The organism is Heliobacterium chlorum (assembly GCF_014502795.1).
Taxonomy (GTDB): domain Bacteria; phylum Bacillota; class Desulfitobacteriia; order Heliobacteriales; family Heliobacteriaceae; genus Heliobacterium; species Heliobacterium chlorum.
Window position 1 is genome coordinate 1 of record NZ_JACVHF010000046.1, and the last position, 9,847, is coordinate 9,847.

Consider the following 9,847-nt stretch of genomic DNA (forward strand, 5'->3'; position numbering starts at 1 on the left):
GAGTCTGGGCCGTGTCTCAGTCCCAGTGTGGCCGTTCACCCTCTCAGGCCGGCTACCGATCGTCGCCTTGGTGAGCTATTACCTCACCAACTAGCTAATCGGACGCGGACCCATCCAAGAGCGGATTGCTCCTTTGGTTGTCCGGGGATGTCCCCAGACAACGTTATGCGGTATTAGCAGCCCTTTCGGGCTGTTATCCCCCACTCTCAGGCAGGTTATCCACGCGTTACTCACCCGTCCGCCACTAAGAGCTTCCATCGAAACTTCCGCTCTCCGTTCGACTTGCATGTGTTAGGCATGCCGCCAGCGTTCGTCCTGAGCCAGGATCAAACTCTCCACAAAATATTGTAGATAAGCTTGAGTCAAGCTCTTGTTGATTAAATTTCTTATCGAGCTAAGGCCTCTTATAACAGAAGTCATCCACTCGTAAGAAGTTGTCCATCCGTCCCGCTTACGCGGGCCGAATTGACTTTGGTTTCGCACGCTTTTGCTTACAACTGTTTGATTTTCAAGGACCAGACTTACTCTTGTCGTTACCGTTTGCGTGGCGCCGACAAGAATAAATATTACCACAGTGACTGCTCATATGCAACTGGTAAGTTTAAGAATTTTACCGATTTTATTGTTGAACGGTTCTTTCTTTTACCACAGAAAACCAACCAATGAGCTTGTGGTGATTTATCCTAACATTATAGACAAGCCCTGTCAATATGAATGATATGCCATTTTTCGCTGTTTATACGTGGATAAAAACAAGTACCTCATTATATCTTGATGATTTATGACTGTTCTTTTATCAAAAATAGTCAATCTTACACCGTAGCGAACCGAAGCGATAGGACGTTATTTTAATGAGGCCTGCGAATGAATATAAAGTCATTCATCTTTCACTTTTTGAATGGCCCCTACCGGGCAACAATCTGCACAGATACCGCAGCCCGGACAGAGCTTCTCATCAATTTTAAACGACGACCGTTCTCGTCCTTTCCCCTCCAGAGCATCCCAACTGCAGATGTCGACACAGAATCGGCAGCCGATGCAATTCTTCTCAATCCGGTAAAGACGGGGTCCTTTCTCCTCCATGTTTCTGCCTCCTCCTTTTCCTTTCTCGCGACTCTAGACATTCCAAAGAAAATCGGTGTACCTTAGAACATCGGATTGTCCCTTTCACATTATTAGATCCTATCCTATTGAGATTCAGTGGTATGGAGATTCGCTTTCTCAGAATCAACTCAGGCGCTGTAAAATCACTTCAACCACCCGCATCGCACCCATAGCTACAGCCGCCGTAGACTGCCCAGGGAAAATGCTGTCTCCCACGAGCCAAAGCTGGTCAGTGATCCGAGGTCCCCAAAGACGGGTTAAGCAATTTTGGCGATAGCCGCCTACCCACCCTTTCGACCTTCCCGTAAAACGTTGATAGGTGACGGGGCTGCCCGCTAGGATGACCTTGACTGCTGATCGCAGCCCGGGGATAACCTGTTCCGCCGCATCGAGCATCTGCTCCGTGTACTGGTGCTTTCGCCGTTCATAGACGTCTTTTCCTTGTCGGCGGGCCGTCCACCAGGGTTCCAGCTCTGTATGAGTGCTCATGGTCAGAGCACGGCAACGAGACGGCGCTCTTGAGGGGTCCCACGGGGGGCTTAGGGTGAGAAACAATCCGTGGCCTTCTAACGATTCCGGCCGCAAGACCTGATGAGCGAGAGGAAACGTATCCGGTACGACCGATCCATCGAGGCCAATGTAAACCATAAAAGCTCCCCATCCATCATTGGGAACCTTTATCTCTCTACGAGAGAGAGCTTTTTCTATCCACCAAGGTTTCCATGCGGCCTGAAGGCCTGTATCCAGCATGGATACGGCATCGTTCGGGGGAAGATTGAGCAGCACCAGGTCCGCCGGGATCGATGTTCCTTGAGCTGTCTCCACTGCTATCGGTCGACCTTTTTCGCTCCGCACCTGGGAGGCCTCAGATCCGTACTCTACGACTCCACCGGATCGTTGAATCATTTCCACGAGCGCTTCAGCCATTCCTCCGATACCACCTCGCAAGCAACCAACACCTCTCCGGGCCAGTTCCAGTGCGGCAGCGCCATATAACGCTAAAGCCTCCTCAGCAGGACACTGCGCCGCAATCAACAACTGTGCGTCGATAAACTGCCGTAGCTTATCCAAAGAATCCGCTTGGGCTGAACTCGATTTGGATCGTTCAATCTTATCGATTTTATCCCCTACGGTTTGTCTAACTGCCGTAAACAACCCCAGTTGTGAAAGACCCCCTTGGCCCAGCCATTTTAGTCCTTTTCGCCCAAGGGTATTCACTTCTACCCACGACTGGGGCGGCCAATTCGGATTACACTCAGCGAATGACCAAAGTCCAGCGGCCGTTCTTTCCTGCCATCGCCAAAAGGGTTCCGCGTTTTCGCCAAAATGTTGTCGCCGTTCCTGTTGCCACCGCAACGAATCTGCCCAGCAATATACCTTCTGTTCCTTTGTCAGATGTACCACCATCGCTGGTTCCACCGGATGTATGTCCCAAGAAATGTCCAGCGCCTCTCCCAACTGATGCATTGGCCCACCGGGATAAAAACCGCCTGCTAAGGTGGCACCCGCATCAAATCGATACCCCTGATAGGCGAAGGTCCCCGCACAGCCGCCTGGATAGTGATTTCGTTCGAGGACCGTCACCTTCCAGCCTGCCTTTGCCAACAGTGCTGATGATACCAACCCACCCATCCCAGCGCCCACAACTACGGCTTCAAGTATATAAATCCACTCCCAAATATTAAAAAATATCTTGACGTTGTTTGGCATCGTTGGTACGATTAGGTTGTTGAACGCTGTCGAATAAAGTCGAAAAAGGAAAGGAAGCTACGTTCAATGAAGTCAACAGGTATTGTACGCAAAGTGGACGAACTCGGCCGTGTGGTTATTCCCATCGAGTTACGCCGGACCATGGGCATTGACGAAAAAGATCCCCTGGAAATCTATGTTGATGCCGAAAAGATCATTTTGAAGAAATACGAACCGGCTTGTATCTTCTGTGGCAGCGCCGTCGATGTGCAAAACTTCCGCGGCAAAGTCGTCTGCAAAGAATGCGCCATCACGATGGCTCAAAACGCAGAAGCTTAAGCTCAGAACAAGGGTACATACGCCTGGCAGCCCTCTTGCTGCTGGCGATACCTCAAAGATCCTACTGAGCAGTTCCCCAAATCCCTGACAGTACATGAAAGCGGACCTAATTCCCTGGGCTTGATCCTATCGCCCAGAGAAGAGGGTTCGCTTTCTTCATTATAGTCAATTCCCTGCTCACTGAAAAACAGAAAAACCGGGCCGATACAGCATCGACCCGGAATGAAGATAAAAATCCGCTCTTTTTACGCGTCTGGAAAAGCTTTTTGAATCCCTATAAAACGGTCCAAATTTCCGATGAGCAATTCGACTAAATCGGGATCGAAGTGTTCTCCCCGTTCCCGGCTAAAGAGGTCTACCACTTTTTCCATAGGCCAAGCAGGTCGATAACAACGATCATTGCTTAAGGCGTCAAAAACATCGGCCACAGCGGTGATGCGCGCATGGATATGAATTTTATCCCCCTGAAGCCCATAGGGATAGCCCTGACCATTGAATTTTTCATGGTGCTGAAGCGCAATCCACGCGGCGGTTTGAAGAATTTTTCGCTTGGAGTGGCAGAGCATTTCAAAACCGTGCACCGTATGACTCTTCATCATATTAAACTCGTCCCGGGTCAGCCGTCCCGGTTTATTCAAAATGGCATCTTCCACAGCGACTTTCCCTACATCATGCATCGGGGAAGCCAACCGCAGCAGTTCTGCTTCTTCAGAACTCAGCCCATAGAGCCGGGCCAACAGATTGGAACATTCGGCAACACGCTTTACATGGTGACCGGTCTCCTTGGAGCGAGCCTCTACCATGCCGCCTAAGGTAAAGATGATCTCCCGCTGTGTCGCTTCGATTTCATCATTCAAACTGATGTTGTCAAAGGCAATGCCTACATTGGAACAAAACAACTCTACCCAGTTCCGCTCCCACTCATTCCAAAGGTGTGCCCCTTCCAGATAGACCACGTTTTCCGTTCCGCTTAGACTCTGGAAGTATCCCACATAGCGGTTTCCTAAGCAGATGCTGCGTTTCTGAATCACAGCCTGTTCCAGGCTCGCTCGTACCGACGGGCTGAGCACCTTTTTTACGGGCTGATCAACCAACTGAGAAAAATCGCCCGTCGCCGCTAGGATATAAAAGTCGTGCTGGTTCTTCGTGGCGGCAAACCCGGAGAACCGGCAGTAGAGGGCGTTTTTATTCAGCCGCATCAATGCCGTCAATTGCGTCAAGATCCCGGTAGCAAAGGTTCGCATCGATTGAAGCTTAAAAATGCTCCCGGAAGCTTCTATGATTTTCTCCATCCCCTTGCGATTGAGTTCAATCGTCATGATGTCCCGGTACGACCGCAACGCGCCGTAAAGGGTGGAGAAAAGTTTCTGCGATGTCAGTTCTTGAGTGGTTATATAGGCGTTGATATCATATTCAACAATCATCTTTTCTTCCGGTTCACGTTCCAAATGCGAACTCAGCAAGATGATGCGAACATGCGTGTTAGTTAGTTCCTGCCGGATATATCGCAGAAGCCGCCCTTCCACACCGGTGAACACTTCCCCTCGTCCGAGTATGATGATGGCCACATCAGGCTGTTCTGACAAGAGTTTCTTCGCTTCCTGCTCTGAAGCAGTATAAAAAATGCGCAAGGGCTTATCATCAAACATCGCGTTATCTAAACCTAACCGGATTGCCTCATGTATCTCCGGGTTACCATCGATGATTAGAATTTTCCAGTTGCCCACATTATTGAAGGGTAATTCTCTATGCTCATCGGCAAACCAGACCTGGTTGTCAGTGGAGTTAAGAGGGGATTTACACACGATGAATGCAGCCTCATTTCTGCCCTATATCGATGGTGATTATAAATTTACTATTTTGCTGCCGATATTTGCATAAGCAATCACCTTCACATTCGACGGTGTTGGTAATAAATCCTCCCGACTTTTTAGGAAAGGGGATGACTTTCCTAAGGATCGTCACCCCCTTATAGATATGCATTTTTCGTTAGAAACGCCCAATCCACTTTTTTCGAGTCGCGCTTGTACTACGTCAACCCTTTGACGCCCTTGGCTTAGAGATTAAACTTTTGAACGATCTCTTGCAACGACCTGGCCACATTCATCAGGGAAACCGAGGAATCACCGATCGCTTCCATCCGACTGACGGCCATCTGGGTTGCGGCAGCGATCTGTTGAGAGCCTTCCGTGTTGTCAGCGATCAACCCCGCCACATCTTCCATAGCCCGGTGAACCTCATTAACCTCCTCTACGACCTGGTGAATTTTATCATTCGTATCTTGCGTGATGCTATAGAAAAGTTTTGCATCTTCCTCATATTGACGGGCAATATTCGCAAAAGACTCATAATCAGGCACAACCTTTTGGTTGATAAAGGCAAGCAGTTCGTTGGCGTTCTCAACCAAGCTGTTGATCGCCTCTTGAACTTGGCCCGTCTGGGACTGGATACGGCGGACCGTAGCGGAAGACTCTTCGGCCAGTTTTCTCACTTCCTCGGCAACGACAGCGAACCCCCTGCCCTGCTCACCAGCCCGAGCTGCCTCAATCGCCGCGTTTAATGCCAATAAGTTCGTTTGGCCGGCGATTTGAGAAATGGCCTCGGCCATAAGAGAAATCTGGTTGACGATGTTCGCTTGTTCGATCGCTCGTAGAACTTTTTCCCGAATCTGACCATACAGTTCGGTTGCAGAATGCCGGAATGTCTGAACTTCCTCTTTGACGGCGATGGCCTTTTTCTCGATTTGACCTGCTTTGAGATTTCCCTCCTGCACGCCAGTCATGACTGTGCTCAAATTGGCAGCCATATTCTCACTCGATGCCGTCACTTCTTGGGACGTCGCAGAGACCGTTTCAAACGTGGATGCTATCTGCTTGGAAGAGCTAGAGATTCGCTCCATCTCTAAAAAGGTGTTTGTCACCATACCGTTGAAACTCTGGCTGTTTTGATCGAGTCTGTCTGACGCATCAATGATTCCTGCAACGGCGCTACGGAAATGATGGTGCAGCTCCTGGGCCGACCGGGCTAAGAGACCGATTTCATCCTTGTAGTCTTGCAGATAGGCCGGAACTTCCTGAGACATATCTCCCAGCGCCATCCGGGTAAAACGATGAGATACTTCCTGAAGAGGACCAGCAAAGCGACGGGCAAAGATGATCGCTATCACTACTGCTGCAACGAGTACAGCAACCATCGTTCCCAGGGAAGTGTTCAACAAGGATGACAACTTATCTCTCACTTCATCAACAGGAACGGTTACGGCGATGAACCAATCTTGCCCTTCAATCGGCGAAAAGGCCATATAGCGATCACTACCGTTAATCCGGTACTCAGCGAGTCCCTTTTCACCGCTGATCATGCGTCGCCAGGTTTCTCGCAAAGAAGGATCGTATTTATCATCCTTCATCGGATTCACACCGATTTTTTCCTTATCGGGATGGATGATCGTTGCACCATCCGACTCAACCACATAGAGATAACCTGTTTTCCCGATCTTTTGTTGGGCGATGCGGTCTGCAAAATCATCGATGAGCAACGTCCCCCCCACCATGCCTACAACTCCATTATCTTTATTCAGAGGAACGGCGACGACGACCACCCGTTTTCCATCGACTTTGGAGATCACCGGGTCAGAGACGTTTGTCTTTCCACCGATGGCCTGCTTAAAATACTCTCTCTCAGATACATTGTTGGTGGTTCCGTCGGTATACGTGGCATTTCCCATTCGATCGACCGTAAAGAGGCGAAGAAAATGAGCATTATGTTTATTTTCAGATCGCAAATAGGCAATGGCCCCTTGGTTGTCTCCATAAAAAAGTTGCTGCAAGGTATTCCCATACAACTCCATCTCTGTTTTCCGGATGGTCAGCCACTGGCTCACCTCTTTTCCGTAAGCTTCCGTCAGATTGACTAGGTTGTGCTCTGTCTCAGACAGAAACATCTCACGCGCCACCCAGTAGTTGAGCCCGTTTACCGTTACCAGGGACAACAACAGGATGAGGCCGACGATGATGATAAATTTGTTCCGTAAACTGCTCACCCGCACGCATCTTCTTTCGCGTTCATTATGGACGTCACTCCTCTTTTTTTCTTACGGTTTGAACGGAAATCCGTTTGGTTGAAATCGCCGCATTTATGTTCAACCTAATATACACAATTTAAAAACTATGGGTTCTCGAACAGCTTGATTACTAATCTTGGATTTTTTCTCGAAAGGATCGTTGAATAAAATAAAAGCGCCCTCCTGCGAGGACGCCCATTTCTTATTCCCCCTTATCGGGATCTTCATCAGTTTCTGCAAGAAAACCGGTTTTTTGAAGCAAATCTAAGATCGACGGTGTATAAGTTACAAGCGTCGCTGCTTTCCCATCAGCCGTATGGCCGCTGAGTGAAACGCGGTACGCAGTCACCCCTCCATAGCTGACAGCTTCTTCTTTGAATCTCCAGGCTAACTCCACCCGAATCATTCCGCCATTATCCTCATTGACCGCCTCAACGATTACCCGGTCCGTTTCAAAAGTGACTCTCGTCATGCCTTTCGGGAATGCAATAACGTCCCCCATAGGATCGCCTTCTTACTTGTTATTTGGCGATTGTTTCTGATATTATCCCTTGCTGTCTGTTTTTAACCACTTGTCAGTGTTTTTTCTGAACGTTCTATGGGCTCTATATACTATTATACCGCATGTAATCAATATCACAATGTGTACAAACACTATAAAAAGGAAGAAATTAACTTGGCGTAGACCATCTTCGTTTTGTTGCTACCGAGACATACCGGGCGGCCTATTTGGCCAAGAAATTCTGTCCATAGTAGCGAACGATGTTCCCTTCCTCATCCTTCCCAATATCAACGCTTACACCGAGTTCACGAAACTTGTCGTTTGATAGGTTCTCACGGTGACCTTCACTATTGAGCCAACCGAAAATCGCCTCAATGGCATCGACTTGCCCCATAGCCAGGTTTTCCCCTGCGATTTTGTAATCCACTCCAGCCGCCTGGAGCCGGTCACCTAAGTTTCCCTTAGACGGTGACTCGTGGCCAAAGTACCCGTTCTCAATCATGTCCCGATTGTGACCACCGATGACCTCCGCCGCTTCTTCGCTCCAGATTAACGTATGCTGCCCCATCATCTTGCGAGCTCCGTTCGTCAAGTCGAGGATTTGCCGCTCATAGGCTTGTAAGATTGGCTGGGCCTTTTCAACTTGTAAGAGAGGCTCCGGTAATGAGGAAATTGATGTACGCAGACGAGCATGATAAGAATAACGGGGTTCCACCCAAAGTTGGTTCACATCTAACAGGCGAATGCCGCTGATGCGGGAATCGAGATGCTTGTCGATGTAAAAAATTGCGGCAATACCATCTTGTACCCAGAGCGGTCGGGTCTGCAGATCTTCGTCTGTCAATTCATATTCAACAGTCCCTTCGGGAATATCGACTTGAACCTTTTCCTTAAGGGGGTAGCGTCCTTTTAAGGTATTCCGACTATCGCCAATAGAAAGCCCTCCCAACCCAGCCTCTTTGGCTGTGGTGAAGATTGTTTTTACGGTTCCCTTTCCGACGCCCACCATCACGAGGCGAAGCGGGTCGGCGTTATATATCCACCAGTCATACCCGTATTCTCCTGGATCGATTCGACTCGGTTCACCAAGCATTTCTCGTATACGAGCCTCTTTATCGCCCACTTTTATTCCGAAGATGGACCACTCCGTAGCAGTTTTCTGGCTTCGGTTGACGACTGGAACTTTACCGGTCACGGTAATTTCCGCAGTTCGACTGGCCGAATCCCAAGTCACCTCATCCCCCAGCGCTTCACTGAGAAAGCGAAGTGAAACATAAGTCCGCCCGTCAATAATACGCGGCGGAACCTCCATCGGCTTGAGCGTATCATTGACCTTCATCCAATCCAAATCCGGCCATAAGAGAACTGACGTCGTCGTCCCTTGCTCCACACGGATCGTTCGAGTCTCTTCGTCCCAGGCAACGTCCGCACCAATTGTTTCACTGACGGAACGCAGGGGGATAAGAATCCGGTCGCCTACAATCATCGGCGGAAGCGAAAGATCAATTTTCTTCCCGTTCGTAACGATCGAAATGTCACTTCCACTATCGCTGGAGTGAATCGATTCGGCCAACGCTGATGTCGAGGTAGCAAATATTGTCGATACACACAGGAAGGTAAGGAGTAAGCCAGACCTTAACCCTCTTTTATGGTTTCTCCTCATCTTTTACCCCCGCCGTACGTTGAAATTCTAAACACGCTTAGAAACAGTAATGTACATTTTACTATTTTCAGCGAAGCTCCTTACAAACCCTGCTTATTCAGTGCTTTTCGAAAAGGTAACACACCCCTTATGTGTGAAACATGAAACAGGGAAACACAGGACGGGGCAGCTACTTTAGTGAACAAACAAAAGCTATTCTAAATTGATCGGCTTGCCGTAAAACAAAAAACCTTTCTGTCAATCACAGAAAGGTTTTTTACTTCAATATTCGATTCCTTCAAAACTGGACAGAAGTATCGTAAAGCAGTTAAGGTCAAGTCCTCGACCGATTCGTACCCGTCGACTGAACGCCTCACGGCGTGTACATCTCGGGCCGATCGACCAGGTCATCTTCCTGGGGTCTTACCTACTTGCGTAGTGGGAAGTCTCATCTTTGGGTCGGTTTCGCGCTTAGATGCTTTCAGCGCTTATCCGCTCCCGACATAGCTAC

The 9,847-nt window shown here is 48.9% G+C and carries 7 protein-coding genes and 2 rRNA genes; 1 reads left to right on the forward strand and 8 read right to left on the reverse strand.

Annotated elements, in window-relative coordinates:
- The 3 genes from H1S01_RS18970 to H1S01_RS18980 form a co-directional block, all read right to left on the reverse strand.
- A 16S ribosomal RNA gene (locus tag H1S01_RS18970) occupies positions 1-342 on the reverse strand; the annotation flags it as partial.
- 534 nt (positions 343-876) lie between these two features.
- Positions 877-1,083: a 4Fe-4S binding protein gene (locus tag H1S01_RS18975; RefSeq protein ID WP_188041967.1), complete on the reverse strand. Its 207-nt coding sequence runs from the start codon at positions 1,081-1,083 to the stop codon at positions 877-879.
- Positions 1,084-1,227: 144 nt separating this feature from the next.
- On the reverse strand, positions 1,228-2,814 hold the full coding sequence (locus H1S01_RS18980; protein ID WP_279287042.1) for a phytoene desaturase family protein: 1,587 nt from the start codon (positions 2,812-2,814) through the stop codon (positions 1,228-1,230).
- Between the two features lie 66 nt (positions 2,815-2,880).
- Here H1S01_RS18980 and H1S01_RS18985 point away from each other — a divergent pair, with 66 nt between their 5' ends.
- Positions 2,881-3,132, forward strand: coding sequence for an AbrB/MazE/SpoVT family DNA-binding domain-containing protein (locus tag H1S01_RS18985; RefSeq protein WP_155478016.1), 252 nt, complete (start codon positions 2,881-2,883; stop codon positions 3,130-3,132).
- Positions 3,133-3,377: 245 nt separating this feature from the next.
- On the opposite strand, the gene H1S01_RS18990 is transcribed toward H1S01_RS18985, so the two are convergent.
- The 5 genes from H1S01_RS18990 to H1S01_RS19010 all read right to left on the reverse strand — a co-directional run.
- Positions 3,378-4,937: a DUF3369 domain-containing protein gene (locus H1S01_RS18990; protein WP_188041969.1), complete on the reverse strand. Its 1,560-nt coding sequence runs from the start codon at positions 4,935-4,937 to the stop codon at positions 3,378-3,380.
- Between the two features lie 251 nt (positions 4,938-5,188).
- On the reverse strand, positions 5,189-7,171 hold the full coding sequence (locus H1S01_RS18995) for a methyl-accepting chemotaxis protein (RefSeq protein WP_188041970.1): 1,983 nt from the start codon (positions 7,169-7,171) through the stop codon (positions 5,189-5,191).
- A 223-nt stretch (positions 7,172-7,394) separates the two neighbouring features.
- Entirely contained in the window at positions 7,395-7,694 is a 300-nt protein-coding gene (locus tag H1S01_RS19000) for a hypothetical protein (RefSeq protein ID WP_188041971.1), read from the reverse strand.
- Between the two features lie 223 nt (positions 7,695-7,917).
- Positions 7,918-9,357: a CAP-associated domain-containing protein gene (locus H1S01_RS19005; RefSeq protein WP_188041972.1), complete on the reverse strand. Its 1,440-nt coding sequence runs from the start codon at positions 9,355-9,357 to the stop codon at positions 7,918-7,920.
- A gap of 309 nt (positions 9,358-9,666) precedes the next feature.
- Positions 9,667-9,847: ribosomal RNA gene (locus H1S01_RS19010) — 23S ribosomal RNA — on the reverse strand; the annotation flags it as partial.